Below are 14,640 nucleotides of genomic sequence, written 5' to 3'. Positions count from 1 at the left end.
GCAGTCGGCGAGGCCGGCTGGAGCGCAGTCCCGGAATCCATACGCCGCAGTGCCGCGTATGCGTATCACCGTCGAGAGCATCTGCGCCAGGGGCTGGATTCCAGGTTCACTCGCAGCTTTGCTGCTCGCGCCCCGGAATGACGATACGAAACACAGACTGAAACGGAGCCAGCCATGCCGATCGAACGCTTTCAATTCCCCGGGATCGGTGGCCACCAGCTCTCCGCCTCGCTCGACCTGCCGGATGGCGAGCCCACGGCCTTTGCGCTGTTCGCGCATTGCTTCACCTGCGGCAAGGACGTGCTGGCGGCGCGTCGGATCGCTGCGCAGCTAACGGCGCATGGCATCGCGGTGCTGCGGTTCGACTTCACCGGGCTCGGCTCGAGCGAGGGCGACTTCGCCAATTCGACCTTCTCGTCAAACGTTGCCGATCTGGTGCTCGCCGCCGATCACCTGCGCGAGACCCGTCAGGCGCCGACGCTGCTGATCGGCCACAGCCTTGGCGGCGCCGCGGTGCTGGCGGCAGCCCACCGCATTCCCGAAGCCAAGGCGGTCGCGACGATCGCCGCGCCGTCCGATCCGGCGCATGTCACCGGGTTGTTCGCCGAACATATCGACGCCATCCGCCAGGATGGCAAAGGCGAGGTCGCGCTCGCCGGCCGCCCCTTCACCATCACGCGCGAATTCCTCGACGACATTGCCGAGCACAAGCTGCTGGATCGGGTGGCGTCGCTGCACAAGGCGCTGCTGGTGATGCACGCGCCGACCGACGACACTGTCGGCATCGACAACGCCACCAGGATCTTCGTCGTCGCCAAGCATCCCAAGAGCTTCGTCTCGCTGGCCGGCGCTGACCATCTGCTCAGCGACAAGCGTGACGGGCTCTATGTCGCCGACATGATCGCCGCCTGGGCGCAGCGCTATATCGAGCCGGTCGCGCCACCCGCCGTCGTTGGCGCGCCCGAGGTGCCGCGCCAGGTCATTGTGCAGGAGACCCGCGAGGGCAAGTTCCAGCAGATGGTGTCGGTGGGACCGCATCGCCTGCTCGCCGACGAGCCGGTCGCGGTCGGCGGGGCCGATTCCGGGCCGGGGCCCTATGACCTGCTCCTCGCCAGCCTCGGCGCTTGCACGGCGATGACAATGCGGATGTATGCCGAGCGCAAGGCGCTGCCGCTCGACCGCGTCACGGTGACGCTCAACCACGCCAAGCTCCACGCCGAGGACTGCGCCGAATGCGAGACCAAATCCGGCCTGCTCGACCGGATCGAACGGGTGATCGCGATCGAGGGCACGCTCGACGCCGAGCAGCGCAGCAAGCTGATGGAGATCGCCGACAAATGCCCGGTGCACCGCACCCTGCACTCCGAGATCAGCATCGTCACCCGCGCCGCGGATTGACGGCGCGCCGCGCCCGGCGCGATAGTACGGAAAACGGGAGTGTCGCATGCCCGCGGTCGCGCGCGTCGATCCGAAAACAATATTCTCGGCGGAGGAATGGGCCCGGCTGACGCGCCGCTCCTCACTGCGCGGCCTGTGGCTGGTGGCGCACGCCTGGGGCACCATCGCGGCTGCGATCGCGCTGGTGACGTGGTGGCCGAATCCGCTGACCTGGCTGGTCGCGGTGATGATCGTCGGCACCCGGCAACTCGGCCTCGCCATCCTGATGCACGAGGCCGCCCATGGCGGGCTGCACCGCAACCAGACGATCAATGAATGGATCGGGCAATGGCTATGCGCGGTGCCGGTCGGCGCCGATCTGGCGAGCTATCGCTCCTATCATCTGCAGCATCATAAATTCACCCAGCAGCCCGAGGACCCGGACCTGTCGCTATCGGCGCCGTTCCCGATCGGCAAGGACAGTTTCGCCCGCAAGGCGATCCGCGATCTCACCGGCCAGACCTTCGTCAAGCAGCGGCTGCCGTTGTTTTTATCGCTGTTCCGGCGCAAGGCCGCCGACGGCGAGGTCTCGCATGAAAGTTTCGTCGCCAGCGGCGCCGACAAGATGGCGCGGTTCCTCGGCTTCAATGCCGGGCTGTTCGTGCTGTTCTGGCTATGCGGCGCGGGCATCTGGTTCGTCGGCGTCTGGGTTGTGGCGATGGCGAGCTGGCTGCCGCTGGTGACGCGGGTGCGCAACATCGCCGAGCATGCCTGCACCTCGACCGGCCCCGATCCGTTCAGCCACGCCCGCACCACGCTGGCGTCGCCGCTGGAGCGGCTCTTGGTGGCACCCTATTGGGTCAATTACCACGCCGAACATCATCTGTTCATGTATCTGCCCTGCTACAATCTGCCGGGCGTGCACCGATTGCTGCGCGACAAGGCGCTGCTCGCACGCGTCGAGGTCGCGCCATCCTATCTCGACGTGCTGAGGCTGGCGACGGCGCGGGGCTGACGACGCCACTCGTCATTCCGGGGCGCGAACGGCGTCAGCCGTGAGCGAACCCGGAATCTCGCGGCAGCAAATTGCGCGACAGGCGCCCGGCGCAAGATTCCGGGTTCGCTCGGCCTGCGGCCTCGCGCATCGGAATGACAGGCGGAGTGGAAGCGCCGCGCTACGCCGCCCGCGCGCTCATGGTCAGCAGATCGTAGCGGGCCACCGGCTCGTCGTTCTGGTTGAACACCTCGACGTCCCAGCGCACCTCGCCATAGTCGGGTTTGCGCGCCGGCGATTTCTGCTTCACCGTCAGTTTCACCCGGATGGTGTCGTCGGGCGACACCGGCTTGAGGAAGCGCAGATTGTCGAGGCCGTAATTCGCCAGCAGCGGCCCGGGCGCCGGATCGACAAACAGCCCGGCTGCGAAGGCCAGAATGAGATAGCCATGGGCGACGCGGCCGGGGAAGAACGGATTGGCCTTGGCGGCGGCCTCGTCCATATGGGCGTAGAAATTGTCGCCGGTGAATGCGGCGAAGTGCTCGATATCGTCGAGCGTGATCGGCCGGCTGGCGGTCTCGATGCTGTCGCCGATCGCCAGATGATCATAATCGCGCTTGAACGGATGCTCGGCCGCCAGCGGCGCCGGCGCGCCTTTGCCCCACACCCCGGTCAGCGCCGCCAGCCGCGCCGGCGAACACTGCACCGCGGTGCGCTGCATGTAGTGAACCACGCTGCGCAGCCCGCCGAGCTCCTCGCCGCCGCCGGCGCGACCGGGGCCGCCATGCAACAATTGCGGCAATGGCGAGCCATGGCCGGTGGATTCGGCAGCGCAGTCGCGGTCGATGATCAAAAGGCGGCCATGCCACGGTGCGATGCCGAGCAGCACGGCTTCGGCGACCGCGCGGTTGTAAGTGAACAGCGAGGCCACCAGGCTGCCCTCGCCGCGCCGGATCAATTCGATCGCCTGGTCGACATCGTCATAGGCGATCAAAGTGGCGACCGGGCCGAAGGCTTCGGTGTCGTGAATCCGTTTCGCCGTCATCGGATCGGTCGCGCGCAGCAGCACCGGCGCGAGATAGGCGCCGGCCTTGCTATCGACGCCATCGGCGGCGGATTGCGCCGGATCGCCGAACACGATCTCGGCCTCGCTTTGCAGGATCGCAATCTGGGCGCGCACCGAGTCGCGCTGTCCACGGCTGACCAGCGGCCCCATCGCGTGATCGTCGCGGCGCGGATCGCCGAGCTTGACCTCGGCGAGTTTCGCCTGCAGCGCAGTGATCACCTGCCCTTCCAACGCGCGCGGCACCAGAATGCGACGGATCGCGGTGCATTTCTGCCCGGCCTTGACGGTCATCTCGCGCACCACTTCGCGGATGAACAGGTCGAATTCGGGCGCCTCCGGCGTCACATCCGGGCCGAGCATCGCGGCGTTCAACGAGTCGCGTTCGGCGATGAAACGGATCGAATGCCGGGCGATGTTGGGATGGCTGCGCAGCCTGTCGGAGGTTTCGATCGAGCCGGTGAAGGAGATGACGTCCTGGCCGCCCAGATGATCCAGCAGATCGCCGGTGCCGCCGCAGATCAGTTGCAGCGCGCCCTTGGGCAACAGGCCGGATTGGTGGATCAGCCGGACCAGCGCCTCGGCCACATAGGCGGTCGCGGTCGCGGGCTTGACGATCACCGGCACGCCGGCCAGCAGCGCCGGCGCCAGTTTTTCCAGTAGGCCCCAGCACGGAAAATTGAAAGCGTTGATATGCACGGCGACACCGCGCAGCGGCGACAGGATGTGCTGGCCGACGAAACCGCCGCGCTTTGACAGCGCTTCGACGTCGCCCTCGGTGACGAATTTGGCGTCGGGCAGATCGCGGCGGCCGCGCGACGCGTAGGCCGACAGCGTCATCAGCCCGCCGTCGATGTCGATGGCGTTGTCGCGGCGGTTGGCGCCAGTGTCGATGGCGAGCCGATAGAGCGGCTCCTTGCGCTCAGTGAGATAGGCGGCGAGCGCCCGCAGCAGATCGGCGCGCTGATGAAAGCTGAGTTGGCGCAGCGCGGGACCGCCGACCTCGCGCGCATACTTCGCCATCGCGGCGAAATCCAGCCCGGCGCTGGAGGCACGCGCCACGATGGCGCCATCGACCGCGCTGTCGATCCCGACAAATCCGCCGGCGGCCTCGACCCAGTGATCCAGCGCCAGGCTCTGCAAGGTGATGGTCATTCCTTCCTCCCGGTTTTTCTTGTCGCGCCCGAGGCCGAATTGACGCCAGTCGGGACCGTTGACACGATGGACGTGCCGGTGAATAATTGACTGACCGATCGTTTAATTCAAGAGGCTTGCAAGAGCCCGGACGTCAGGGAGGCAATCATGGACCAGGTCCTGATCGATGATCGGGGGGCGCGCCACGTCGATGCCCTGCTCGCCCAGCATGTCTGCGAGCCATCCGGGAGGGCGATGTGACCGTCACGGCAACCCTGTCGCCCGACGATCTGGCGCGCGCCTGCGCCGAGGCGATGTGGCAGGACGACCACGCCAGCAAGGGCCTCGGCATGGAGATCGTCGCGGTGAGCGCCGGCTCCGCGACGCTGGCGATGACCATCACCGCCGCGATGGTCAACGGCCATGGCATCGCCCATGGCGGCTTTATCTTCACCCTGGCGGATTCGGCCTTTGCCTTCGCCTGCAACTCATACGACGAGCGCACCGTGGCGGCGCAAGGCAACATCAGCTTCATCCGTCCCGGCAGGCTCGGCGATCGCCTCATCGCCCATGCGCGCGAGATCTCGCGCAGCGGTCGCTCCGGAATTTACGACATTCGCGTCACCTCGAACGGCGTCACCATCGCCGAGCTGCGCGGCCATTCCCGCAGCATCGGCGGCGCGTTGCTGCCGTCCGAACCCAACCCAAATGCTGACAAAGGATGACGGCGATGGCGTCAGGCAATCCGCAAATCAAGTCGGCATCGCATTACACGCCGCTGCTCGACGACGCCGAGCGCGCCTCGCGCGACGAGATCATGGCGTTGCAGCTCAAACGGCTGCGCTGGACGCTGCAACACGCCTACGACAATGTCGCGCATTACAAAGCGGCGTTCGACGCCAGGGGCGTGCATCCGTCGGATCTCAAGCAGCTGTCGGACCTTGCCAATTTTCCGTTCACGGTGAAAACCGATCTACGCGACAACTACCCGTTCGGATTGTTCGCGGTGCCGCGCGAGCAAGTCGTGCGCATCCACGCCTCGTCCGGTACCACCGGCAAGCCGATCGTGGCCGGCTACACCCAGGCCGACATCGAGACGTGGTCGACCGTGATGGCGCGCTCGATCCGCGCCGCCGGCGGCCGCAGCGGCATGATCATGCACAACGCCTATGGCTACGGCCTGTTCACCGGCGGGCTCGGGGCGCATTACGGCGCCGAGAAGCTCGGCTGCACCGTGGTCCCGGTGTCGGGCGGCATGACCGAGCGGCAGGTGCAGCTGATCAATGATTTTCGCCCCGACATCATCACGGTGACGCCGAGCTACATGCTGGTGATCCTCGACGAGTTCAAGCGGCAGAAGCTCGATCCGCGCAAATCATCGTTGAAATTCGGCATTTTCGGCGCCGAGCCCTGGACTAATGCGATGCGCGCCGAAATCGAGCAGGCCTTCGACCTCGATGCCACCGACATCTATGGCCTGTCCGAAGTGATCGGACCCGGCGTCGCGCAGGAATGCATCGAGACCAAGGATGGGCTGCATGTCTGGGAGGATCATTTCTTCCCCGAAGTGGTCGATCCCGACAGCGGCGCCGTGTTACCCGAAGGCGAGAAGGGCGAGCTGGTGTTCACCTCGCTGACCAAGCAGGCGTTCCCGATCATCCGCTATCGCACCCGCGACCTGACCCGGTTGCTGCCGGGCACGGCGCGACCCGGAATGCGGCGGATGGAAAAGATCACCGGCCGCTCCGACGACATGATCATCTTGCGCGGCGTCAATGTGTTTCCAACCCAGATCGAGGAAGTGCTGCTCGGCACCCAATGGTGCGGCGGCCATTTCGTCATCGAGCTGACCCGCAGCGGCCGGATGGACGAAATGACCGTGCTGGCCGAGGCCCGCCCCGAGGCCTGGGACGGCGCCGGCATGATGCCGCACGCCGAACGCGTCGCCGCCTATATCAAGAACACCATCGGCATCACCGCGGCGATCAAGGTGGTGGCGCCCGACACGCTGGAGCGCTCGCTCGGCAAGGCAAGGCGGGTGTATGACAAGCGGCCGAAGGAGTGAGCGATGCGTGATCGATGAGCTGCGGTTGTCCCTCCCCTTGCGGAGGCCGGGGTGCGGCGCGCACCGCGCTTGTGGCCACCCCCACCCGACCCGGCTTCGCTGCGCTCCGCCGGGCCACCCTCCCCGCAAGGGGGAGGGATAAGAGGGCGGGCGCGCCGCCTTCAGGACCGATCTACAGATGATCGTAGTCCACCACGACCTTGTCGGTCAGCGGCCGCGCCTGACATGTCAGAATGAAGCCGGCCTGGGTTTCCCACGGCTCCAGCGAGTAGTTCAGCTCCATCCTGGCCTCGCCCTCGACCAGCTTGGCGCGGCAGGTCGAGCACATGCCGCCCTTGCAGGCGAAGGGCAGGTCCATGCCGGCGCGTAGCGCGGCGTCGAGGATCGACTCTCCTTCTGCGACGGGGATCTCGCGGGTCTTGCCGTCGATGGTCAGCGTCGCCATCGCCTTCGGCGGCGCGCCAGGCACGATCGGCGCTTTCGGCCGCGGCTTGCCGCCGAGGCCGGAGACGAAGCGTTCGACATGGATGCGATCCTCGGCGATGCCAAGGTCGCGGCAGGCCGCCTCGACGTCGTCGCTCATTCCGGTCGGGCCGCAGATGAAGACGTGATCGACGCTCGACGCCGGCACGATCGCGCGCAGCAGCAGCTTGACCTTCTCGGCGTCGAGCCGGCCCTGCATCACGGGGACGTCCTGCTCCTCCTGCGAGATCACATGGAACACCGACAGCCGCTGCATGTGGCGGTCCTTGAGGTCTTCGAGCGCGTCGCGAAACAGGATGTGATCCGTCGAGCGATTGCCATAGAACAGAAAGAACCGGCTATGCGGCTCGCGCGCCAGCACGCCCTTGAGCAGCGACAGGAGCGGGGTGATGCCGGATCCGGCGGCGAAGCCCACATAGGTGCGGACGTCGTCCGGCGCGTGCGCGACGCCGAACCGCCCGGTCGGCGTCATCACCTCGATGCTGTCGCCGGTCTTCAGCTCGTCGTTCGCCCAGACAGAAAACGCGCCGCCATCGACCTTCTTCACCGCGATCCGCAATTCGCCGTCGTCGGGACCGGAGCAGATCGAATAGGAGCGCCGCACCTCCTCGCCGTCCATCTGGGTGCGCAGGGTCAGATATTGCCCCGGCGCGAAGCGATAAAGATCGGCGAGCTCGGGCGGAATCGTGAAGGCCAGCGAGATCGCGTCGCTGGACTCGCGGCGCAGGTCGCTGATGGTCAGCGGATGAAAACGGGGAATCGATGCGGCGATGTTCATGGTCAATGACACTTGAAGTAGTCGAACGGTTCACGGCAGGCCTTGCAACGCCACAGCGCCTTGCAGGAGGTCGAGCCGAATTCGGACAGCACCTCGGTCTCGAGCGAGCCGCATTGCGGACACGCCACCTGCTCGACGCCGAACAATGCGCGGCGGCCGGACGCCGGCTGCGGCGGCGCGATGCCGTAATCCTGCAGTTTGCGACGACCGTCGTCGCTCATCCAGTCGGTGGTCCAGGCCGGCGCCAGCACGATGCGGACCCGGGCGTCGGCAAAGCCTTCGCGCGCCAGCGCCAGCTCGACCTCCAGCGCGATCATGGTCATCGCCGGGCAGCCCGAATAGGTCGGCGTGATCGCGACCTCGACCTTGCCGTCATGCACCGAGACGTCGCGCAGCACACCGAGATCGGCAATGCTCAACACCGGGATTTCTGGATCGACCACGCTTGCGGCGGCGTCCCAGGCGCGCTGGCGCAGGTCGCAATCGCTGAGTGCGAGCGTCACCATGTCAGCCCCGGAAAGGCCCGCTGGGTATATTGCAATTCGGCCAGCAGATGGCCGAGATGTTCGCTGTGGCGGCCGGCGCGCCCGCCCTGCTGCATCCAACCATTGCTCGGCACGGCGAGCGTCGCCTCGGTCAGCACCGCGGAAATCGTCGCGGTCCATTGCGCGCGCAGGCTGGCCGGATCGATGGCGATGCCGGCATCGATCAGCCCGCGCTCGCCGGCGTCGGCCTCGAACATCTCGCCGGTGAACGCCCACAGATGTTCGACCGCCTGCTGCGCGCGGTCATGGCTCTCATCGGTGCCGTCGCCGAGCCGGATCATCCATTCGGCGGCATGGCGCAGATGATAGGCGCTCTCCTTTTCGGATTTCGCCGCGATCGCCGCCAGCGTTGGATCGTTGGAGGCCATCATCGCCCGCCAATACGGATCGGCGAAGGCCGAGTAGAACAATTGCCGGGTGATGGTGCGGGCGAAATCGCCATTGGGCTGTTCGGCCAGCAGCAGATTGCGGTACTGCCGCTCGTCGCGCAGATAAGCGAGGCGATCCTCGTCATTGCCTTTGCCTTCAACTTTGGCGGCGTATTGATAGAGTTCGCGGGCCTGGCCGAGCAGGTCGAGCGCGATATTGGCCAGCGCCATGTCCTCCTCCAGCATCGGCGCATGTCCGCACCATTCCGACAGCCGATGGCCGATGATCAACGCGTCATCGGCGCGGCGCAGCGCGTAGGTGAACAGCGGGTCGTCGGCGATCTCGATCGAGGTGGCGGGCATGCTTGATCAACGTCCTTGTGCCGATAAGCTGGAACGGTTGCTCCGTCATTGCGAGGAGCTCTTGCGACGAAGCAATCCAGTCGTCGCTTGCAGCCCCTGGATTGCTTCGCTGTCGGACGGCGCGATGCACCGGCCTCGGCTCGCAATGACGACGACGAGACTCACATATGCCCGACCTCGTCGGGCACGTCGTAGAAGGTCGGATGGCGATAGATCTTGGATTCGGCGGGCTCGAACAGCATCTCCTTGTCGGCCGGGTCCGAGGCGGTGATGGCGTTCGACGGCACCACCCAGATCGACAGCCCCTCGCCGCGCCGCGTATAGAGGTCGCGCGCGGCCTGCAGCGCCAGCGTGGCATCGGGCGCGTGCAGCGAGCCGACATGTTTGTGCGCCAGCCCGTTCCGGCTGCGAATGAAGACTTCCCACAGCGCCATGTTGGGCGTGCTCATCAAAACCTCCCTGACCTGTCGTGACGCGGCTTTAAGCCGCTTGTCTGTTCTTGCGCTTGGCTGCGTAAGCGACCGCCGCCTCGCGCACCCAGGCGCCGTCGTCATGGGCCTTACGCCGCGCCGCCAGCCGATCCTTATTACAGGGACCATTGCCGGCGAGCACCTGGTTGAATTCGTCCCAATCGATGGCGCCGTAGCGCCAATGCCCGGCTTCATCCTTGGTCATGGCGGGATCCGGGATCGTGAGGCCGAGATAATGCGCCTGCGGCACCGTGGCATCGACGAATTTCTGCCGCAGCTCGTCATTGGAAAAGCGCTTGATCTTCCAGCGCGTCGAGGCGTCACTGTGCTGGCTGGCCTGATCGGGCGGGCCGAACATCATCAGGCATGGCCACCACCAGCGATTAAGCGCATCCTGCGCCATCGCCTTTTGCTCGGCGGAGCCGCGCGCCAGCGTCAGCATGATCTCGTAGCCCTGGCGCTGATGGAACGATTCTTCCTTGCAGACCCGGATCATCGCCCGCGCATAGGGGCCGTAGGAGCAGCGGCACAGCGGGATCTGGTTCATGATCGCCGCGCCGTCGACCAGCCAGCCGATCGCGCCGATATCGGCCCAGGTCAGGGTCGGGTAGTTGAAGATCGACGAATACTTCGCCTTGCCGCTCAGCATCAGGTCGACCAGTTCCTCGCGCGAGGAGCCGAGCGTCTCCGCGGCGGCGTAGAGATAAAGGCCATGACCGCATTCGTCCTGCACCTTGGCGAGCAGAGCGGCCTTGCGGCGCAGCGACGGCGCGCGGGTGATCCAATTGCCCTCCGGCAGCATGCCGACGATTTCCGAATGGGCGTGCTGCGAGATCTGCCGCGTCAGCGTCCGGCGATAGGCCGCCGGCATCCAGTCATTCGGCTCGATCCGCTCCTCGGCGTCGATCCGCGCCTGAAACCGCGCCGCGCGGCCGGCATCCTCGAGGCTGCGGTCATCGCCATCGGAGCTGTTGAGCGCCTGGGTGTACATCACCGATCTCCTTGAGCCGGGCAACGTGGTGGAATATAATTGACCAATTGGACGGTCAATGCAAGGCTGCCAACGGGCAATAGGCGGTTCGTTTGTGACGCACTGCGGCAGGAAGGTTGAGCGCGGCATGGCGCGAACGCGAGCGAATGACTACGACCAGAAGCGGCTCGGAATTCTGAGCCGCTCGGCAAAACTATTCGCCGAGCACGGCTATACCGGCACCTCGATCACCATGATCGCCGACGCCTGCGGCGTCTCCAAGGCGCTGATGTATCACTATTACAGCTCCAAGGACGCGGTGCTGTTCGACCTGCTGTCGGATCATCTGCAACAGCTCCTCGCCGTTGTGGATAGTGCGGCGGCGTCGGAGGGCGACGCCGAACAAAGGCTGTTTGCGATTTCGGCCGCGCTGCTCGAAGCCTATCGCGGCGCCGATGCCGAGCATCAGGTGCAGATCTCGAGCCTGAAGCTGCTGCCGCCGGCGCAGCAGGAATCACTGAAGGCGCTGGAACGCCGGATGGTCGCAGTGGTGTCGGACGCCATCGCCAACGCGGTCCCCGCCGCCGCCGACAAGCCGGAGCTGTTGAAGCCGCTGACGATGTCGCTGTTCGGCATGCTGAACTGGCACTATCTGTGGTTTCGCGACGGCAAGGGCATCACCCGCGAGACCTACGCCAGAATGGTCACCGGCCTCGTCGTCTCCGGCGCCGAACCGGCGATGGCGGCGATCGCGCCGGGCATGATGCCCAATGGCGCGCCGGTGCGAAAGAAGGCCGACAGGTCACGCGCGGCGCTGGCCGGGCGCGCCGGCTAGCGCCGCGACCGGCGCCTCAGGCGTCGAACATGATCACGCTGCGCACCGTCTTGCCGGCCTTCATATTGGCAAAGCCTTCGTTGATCTCGCTCAGCTTCAGCCGCGCCGAGATCCAGTCATCGAGATGCAGCCGGCCGCGCAGATAGAATTCGACCAGTCGCGGCATGTCGACGCGGAAATGGTTGGAGCCCATCGACGAGCCCTGGATGCGGCGCTCGCGTAGGAAGTCGAAGCCGTGTAGCTCGATCTTCTGGCCGAACGGAATCATGCCGACAATGGTCGCGGTGCCGCCGGGCGCCAGCATCGCGAAGGCCTGCTCGGCGGTCTCCTTGCGGCCCAGAACCTCGAAGGCGTGATGGACGCCGCCATTGGTCAGATCGCGGACCTGCTGCACCACGTCGCCATTGGCGGGATCGACGATATCGGTGGCGCCGAGCTTGGTGGCAAGCTGCAGCTTTGCCGGATTGGTGTCGATGGCGATGATACGCCCGGCGCCGGCGATCTCGGCGCCGTTGATCGCCGCCATGCCGACGCCGCCGCAGCCGATCACCGCGACGGTTTCGCCCGGCGCAACCTTGGCGGTGTTGACCACCGCGCCGAAGCCGGTGATGACGCCGCAGCCGATCAAAGCGGCGAGATCGAGCGGCATGTCGCGGCGGATTTTGACGATGGCGTTTTCGTGCACCAGCATCTGCTCGGCGAAGGAGGAGAGATTCAAGAACTGATTGAGCTTTTCCGAGCGCGCCCAGCTCAAGCGGTTGGAGACGCCTGGCAACAGCTTCACCGTGGTGTCGGTGCACAGCACCGGCCGCCCGGTCGAGCAATTGTCGCAGGTGCCGCAAAACACCGAGAGGCAAGTGACGACATGATCGCCCGGCTGCACGTAGGTGACGTCGGAGCCGACCTGCTCGACCACGCCGGCCGATTCATGGCCCAGCACCGCCGGCAGCGGATGCGGATACAGCCCCTCCATGAAATGCAGATCGGAATGGCACAGCCCCGCCACCGTGGTGCGGATCAGCACCTCGCGCGGCCCTGGCTTCTGCACGCTGACGTCTTCGATCACCAGCGGCTTGTTGACTTCGTGGAGTACGGCGGCCTTCATCGGTGTTTCCTCGCTTCATTGATTTGTTTTTGTAGTTCAGCGTAGGTCCGTCATTGCGAGCGAAGCGAAGCAATCCAGGGCGACAAGGAAAGACTGGATTGCTTCGTCGCTGCGCTCCTCGCAATGACGTCGACAAGCATGGGCATCACGCCGTCAGCAGCGCTCCCACCTCCTTCATGCCGGCGGAATCGTCGCCGAGCAGCAATTCGGCGATGGCGAATTCGGTGGCGCCGTTGCTGAGCGCGAACGGATCGGGCGCGTGCAGGCGATGATCGACCACCAACCGCGACAGCAGCACCCGGCGGGCGTCGCCACGCATCGCGTCGATCCGCGCGCCTTCCCAGGCTAACGCCACCGCGCTGGCGACATGATACAATGTGCTGGTGGCGCGGCGCGCATCGGCCTCGTTCTCGGCACGCCCGGCGACCTCGCGGGCAAAGCCAATCGATTGGTCGACCAGAGCGCGCAGCCGGTCGCGCCAGGCCTGGGGCACGCTGGCGCAATCATCGAGCCTGGCATGCAGATCGGCGGCCAGCGCCGATTCCGCGCCGTGGCGGCCGACGGCGCGCTTGAGCGCGTCGATCGCCACGATATTGCCGGTGCCTTCCCAGATCGAGCCGAGATGGGCGTCGCGCAACAGCCGCGCGGTGGCGAATTCCTCGACATAGCCGATGCCGCCGCGCATCTCCAAAGCGTCGCCGCAGACCTTGCGGGCGTCGCGGGTGGCGCGGAATTTCAGCGTCGGCGTCAGAATCCGCAGCAGCGCCGCGGCGTCCTGGCTGCCGGCCTCGGCGCGATCGAGCGCGTCGGCGGTGAGGAAGCTCATCGACAGCGCCTGCTCGGTCGCCAGCATGATCTTCAGCAATTGCCGCCGCGCCAGCGGCAGATCAACGATGCGGCTACCGAACACCACGCGGCCGCGCGCCACCGCCATGGCATCGTGCTGCGCGCGGCGCATCAAGGCGGTCGACTTGACGCCGTTCGACAGCCGCGACGAATTCACCATCTCGGCCATCTGGGCGAAGCCGCGGTCGAGTCGGCCGACCGCGTAGGCGATCGCGCCTTCCAGCTTGATCTCGCCCGAGGCCATCGAACGGGTGCCCAGCTTGTCCTTCAGCCGCACGATCCGATAATAATTGGGCGCGCCGTCGTCGAGAAAGCGCGGCATCAGGAACAGGCCGACGCCGCGGGTGCCGGGGCCAGCGCCTTGCGGCCGCGCCAGCAGCATCACCACTTTGGCGTCGGCATTGGAGCAGAACCATTTCTCGCCGGTGAGGCGCCAATGATCCCCCTCCTGCACCGCGGTCGTGGTCAGCGTGCCGACGTCGGAGCCGCCCTCCTTCTCGGTCATGAACTGACCGCCTTGCGTCAGCTTGGTGATGTCGGTCTGGGTCAGGCCGTCGAGATATTTCTCCTTCAGCGCGGCGTCGCCGTAGTTCGACAGCAGCTTGGCGGCGCCGTCGGTGACGTTGATCGGGCAGCCCATGCCGAATTCGGCTTGGTTGAACAGGAAGGTGAAGGCGTGCTTGGCCACCACCGGATAGGTGTCGGGCCAGCCCATGATGCCCTTGCGGTGCGACAGCGCGTGAATACCGAACTCGCCGAAGGCGGCGTCCTCCAGCTCGCGATAGGCCGGGTGATACTCGATATATTGCGCGTCGCGGCCGAAGCGGTCGCGCTGATGCAGCACCGGGCCGTGACGGTCGGCGAGCCGCGCCGCCTCGTCGAGCGGACCGCCGCATAGCGCGCCAAGCCGGTCGAGATGCGGTTCGATATGGGCAAACAGCTTGGCCGGCAGATGGATGCGCAGCAGATCGCTCAGCGCCGGATCGGCGCGGTAGAAATTCATGCCCGAAGTATCGGGCGCGATCAGATTGGCACGCGCCGGCGCATCGATCGTCTGCTGAATCCTGTTTCCTGCCAACATTTGTGACCTTTTATTTGTTATGGATCGGTCCGGGCCAAGTGAGCCACAAAGGAACCCAGGAATGCAATCGCCGGACGCTTCAATTTCGACACCTATCGCATTTGGGCGCTGAAATGCCGCCTTGCTCGGGCAATCTGGTGATGCTTTCACGACAGGAAAATCG

At 65.8% G+C, this 14,640-nt stretch carries 13 protein-coding genes; 5 read left to right on the top strand and 8 right to left on the bottom strand.

All coding sequences use genetic code 11. The annotated features are described in order from the left end of the window. Positions 1-174 precede the first annotated feature (174 nt). On the top strand, positions 175-1,398 hold the full coding sequence (locus RBJ75_RS00680; protein WP_044417352.1) for a bifunctional alpha/beta hydrolase/OsmC family protein: 1,224 nt from the start codon (positions 175-177) through the stop codon (positions 1,396-1,398). Positions 1,399-1,444: 46 nt separating this feature from the next. Continuing rightward, positions 1,445-2,392 carry a fatty acid desaturase family protein gene (locus tag RBJ75_RS00675; protein WP_044417350.1) on the top strand — a complete coding sequence of 316 codons (948 nt, stop codon included), beginning with the start codon at positions 1,445-1,447 and terminating at the stop codon, positions 2,390-2,392. Positions 2,393-2,552: 160 nt separating this feature from the next. Here RBJ75_RS00675 and paaZ read toward each other — a convergent pair whose 3' ends face one another. Continuing rightward, complete coding sequence (gene paaZ, locus RBJ75_RS00670) at positions 2,553-4,589, bottom strand: phenylacetic acid degradation bifunctional protein PaaZ (RefSeq protein ID WP_044416091.1); 2,037 nt, start codon at positions 4,587-4,589, stop codon at positions 2,553-2,555. 293 nt (positions 4,590-4,882) lie between these two features. On the opposite strand from paaZ, the gene paaI reads away from it, so the two are divergent. Together paaI and paaK are read left to right on the top strand one after the other, a co-directional pair. Further along, complete coding sequence (paaI, locus tag RBJ75_RS00665; protein WP_080901187.1) at positions 4,883-5,293, top strand: hydroxyphenylacetyl-CoA thioesterase PaaI; 411 nt, start codon at positions 4,883-4,885, stop codon at positions 5,291-5,293. A 5-nt stretch (positions 5,294-5,298) separates the two neighbouring features. Then, complete coding sequence (paaK, locus tag RBJ75_RS00660; protein WP_276156679.1) at positions 5,299-6,633, top strand: phenylacetate--CoA ligase PaaK; 1,335 nt, start codon at positions 5,299-5,301, stop codon at positions 6,631-6,633. A gap of 172 nt (positions 6,634-6,805) precedes the next feature. Here paaK and paaE read toward each other — a convergent pair whose 3' ends face one another. The 5 genes from paaE to paaA all read right to left on the bottom strand — a co-directional run bounded on the left by paaE (position 6,806) and on the right by paaA (position 10,631). Beyond that, positions 6,806-7,894: a 1,2-phenylacetyl-CoA epoxidase subunit PaaE gene (gene paaE, locus RBJ75_RS00655; RefSeq protein ID WP_044416388.1), complete on the bottom strand. Its 1,089-nt coding sequence runs from the start codon at positions 7,892-7,894 to the stop codon at positions 6,806-6,808. A 2-nt stretch (positions 7,895-7,896) separates the two neighbouring features. After that, a complete protein-coding gene (gene paaD, locus RBJ75_RS00650; protein WP_276156987.1) occupies positions 7,897-8,400 on the bottom strand; it encodes a 1,2-phenylacetyl-CoA epoxidase subunit PaaD in 504 nt (167 codons plus the stop codon). After that, positions 8,394-9,170, bottom strand: a complete 777-nt coding sequence (gene paaC, locus RBJ75_RS00645; protein WP_044411195.1) for a 1,2-phenylacetyl-CoA epoxidase subunit PaaC — start codon at positions 9,168-9,170, stop codon at positions 8,394-8,396. The genes paaD and paaC overlap by 7 nt, the downstream gene beginning before the upstream one ends. Positions 9,171-9,331: 161 nt before the next feature. Next, entirely contained in the window at positions 9,332-9,619 is a 288-nt protein-coding gene (gene paaB, locus RBJ75_RS00640; protein ID WP_044411192.1) for a 1,2-phenylacetyl-CoA epoxidase subunit PaaB, read from the bottom strand. Positions 9,620-9,650: 31 nt separating this feature from the next. Beyond that, the gene (gene paaA / locus RBJ75_RS00635; RefSeq protein ID WP_044411189.1) at positions 9,651-10,631 is read right to left on the bottom strand and encodes a 1,2-phenylacetyl-CoA epoxidase subunit PaaA; all 981 of its coding nucleotides are present in this window, start codon (positions 10,629-10,631) and stop codon (positions 9,651-9,653) included. A 127-nt stretch (positions 10,632-10,758) separates the two neighbouring features. On the opposite strand from paaA, the gene RBJ75_RS00630 reads away from it, so the two are divergent. After that, complete coding sequence (locus RBJ75_RS00630) at positions 10,759-11,445, top strand: TetR/AcrR family transcriptional regulator (RefSeq protein WP_044411186.1); 687 nt, start codon at positions 10,759-10,761, stop codon at positions 11,443-11,445. A 16-nt stretch (positions 11,446-11,461) separates the two neighbouring features. Here the strand turns inward: RBJ75_RS00630 and RBJ75_RS00625 are convergent, their stop codons facing one another. Further along, positions 11,462-12,550, bottom strand: coding sequence for a Zn-dependent alcohol dehydrogenase (locus tag RBJ75_RS00625; protein WP_044411183.1), 1,089 nt, complete (start codon positions 12,548-12,550; stop codon positions 11,462-11,464). 145 nt (positions 12,551-12,695) lie between these two features. Then, positions 12,696-14,477 carry an acyl-CoA dehydrogenase family protein gene (locus RBJ75_RS00620; RefSeq protein WP_044411181.1) on the bottom strand — a complete coding sequence of 594 codons (1,782 nt, stop codon included), beginning with the start codon at positions 14,475-14,477 and terminating at the stop codon, positions 12,696-12,698. Between the last annotated feature and the right edge of the window lie 163 nt (positions 14,478-14,640).

Origin of the sequence: Rhodopseudomonas sp. BAL398 (assembly GCF_033001325.1) — a bacterium.
Taxonomy (GTDB): domain Bacteria; phylum Pseudomonadota; class Alphaproteobacteria; order Rhizobiales; family Xanthobacteraceae; genus JARJEH01.
Note: the sequence above shows the minus strand (reverse complement) of the source record. Positions and strands in the feature narration are given on the sequence as shown.

What these genes read in the sequence shown, in the direction of transcription:
- RBJ75_RS00680 (WP_044417352.1), top strand. Translation starts at nt 175, where the DNA reads ATGCCGATCGAACGCTTTCAATTCCCCGGGATCGGTGGCCACCAGCTC.
- RBJ75_RS00675 (WP_044417350.1), top strand. Translation starts at nt 1,445, where the DNA reads ATGCCCGCGGTCGCGCGCGTCGATCCGAAAACAATATTCTCGGCGGAG.
- paaZ (WP_044416091.1), bottom strand. Translation starts at nt 4,589, where the DNA reads ATGACCATCACCTTGCAGAGCCTGGCGCTGGATCACTGGGTCGAGGCC.
- paaI (WP_080901187.1), top strand. Translation starts at nt 4,883, where the DNA reads ATGTGGCAGGACGACCACGCCAGCAAGGGCCTCGGCATGGAGATCGTC.
- paaK (WP_276156679.1), top strand. Translation starts at nt 5,299, where the DNA reads ATGGCGTCAGGCAATCCGCAAATCAAGTCGGCATCGCATTACACGCCG.
- paaE (WP_044416388.1), bottom strand. Translation starts at nt 7,894, where the DNA reads ATGAACATCGCCGCATCGATTCCCCGTTTTCATCCGCTGACCATCAGC.
- paaD (WP_276156987.1), bottom strand. Translation starts at nt 8,400, where the DNA reads ATGGTGACGCTCGCACTCAGCGATTGCGACCTGCGCCAGCGCGCCTGG.
- paaC (WP_044411195.1), bottom strand. Translation starts at nt 9,170, where the DNA reads ATGCCCGCCACCTCGATCGAGATCGCCGACGACCCGCTGTTCACCTAC.
- paaB (WP_044411192.1), bottom strand. Translation starts at nt 9,619, where the DNA reads ATGAGCACGCCCAACATGGCGCTGTGGGAAGTCTTCATTCGCAGCCGG.
- paaA (WP_044411189.1), bottom strand. Translation starts at nt 10,631, where the DNA reads ATGTACACCCAGGCGCTCAACAGCTCCGATGGCGATGACCGCAGCCTC.
- RBJ75_RS00630 (WP_044411186.1), top strand. Translation starts at nt 10,759, where the DNA reads ATGGCGCGAACGCGAGCGAATGACTACGACCAGAAGCGGCTCGGAATT.
- RBJ75_RS00625 (WP_044411183.1), bottom strand. Translation starts at nt 12,550, where the DNA reads ATGAAGGCCGCCGTACTCCACGAAGTCAACAAGCCGCTGGTGATCGAA.
- RBJ75_RS00620 (WP_044411181.1), bottom strand. Translation starts at nt 14,477, where the DNA reads ATGTTGGCAGGAAACAGGATTCAGCAGACGATCGATGCGCCGGCGCGT.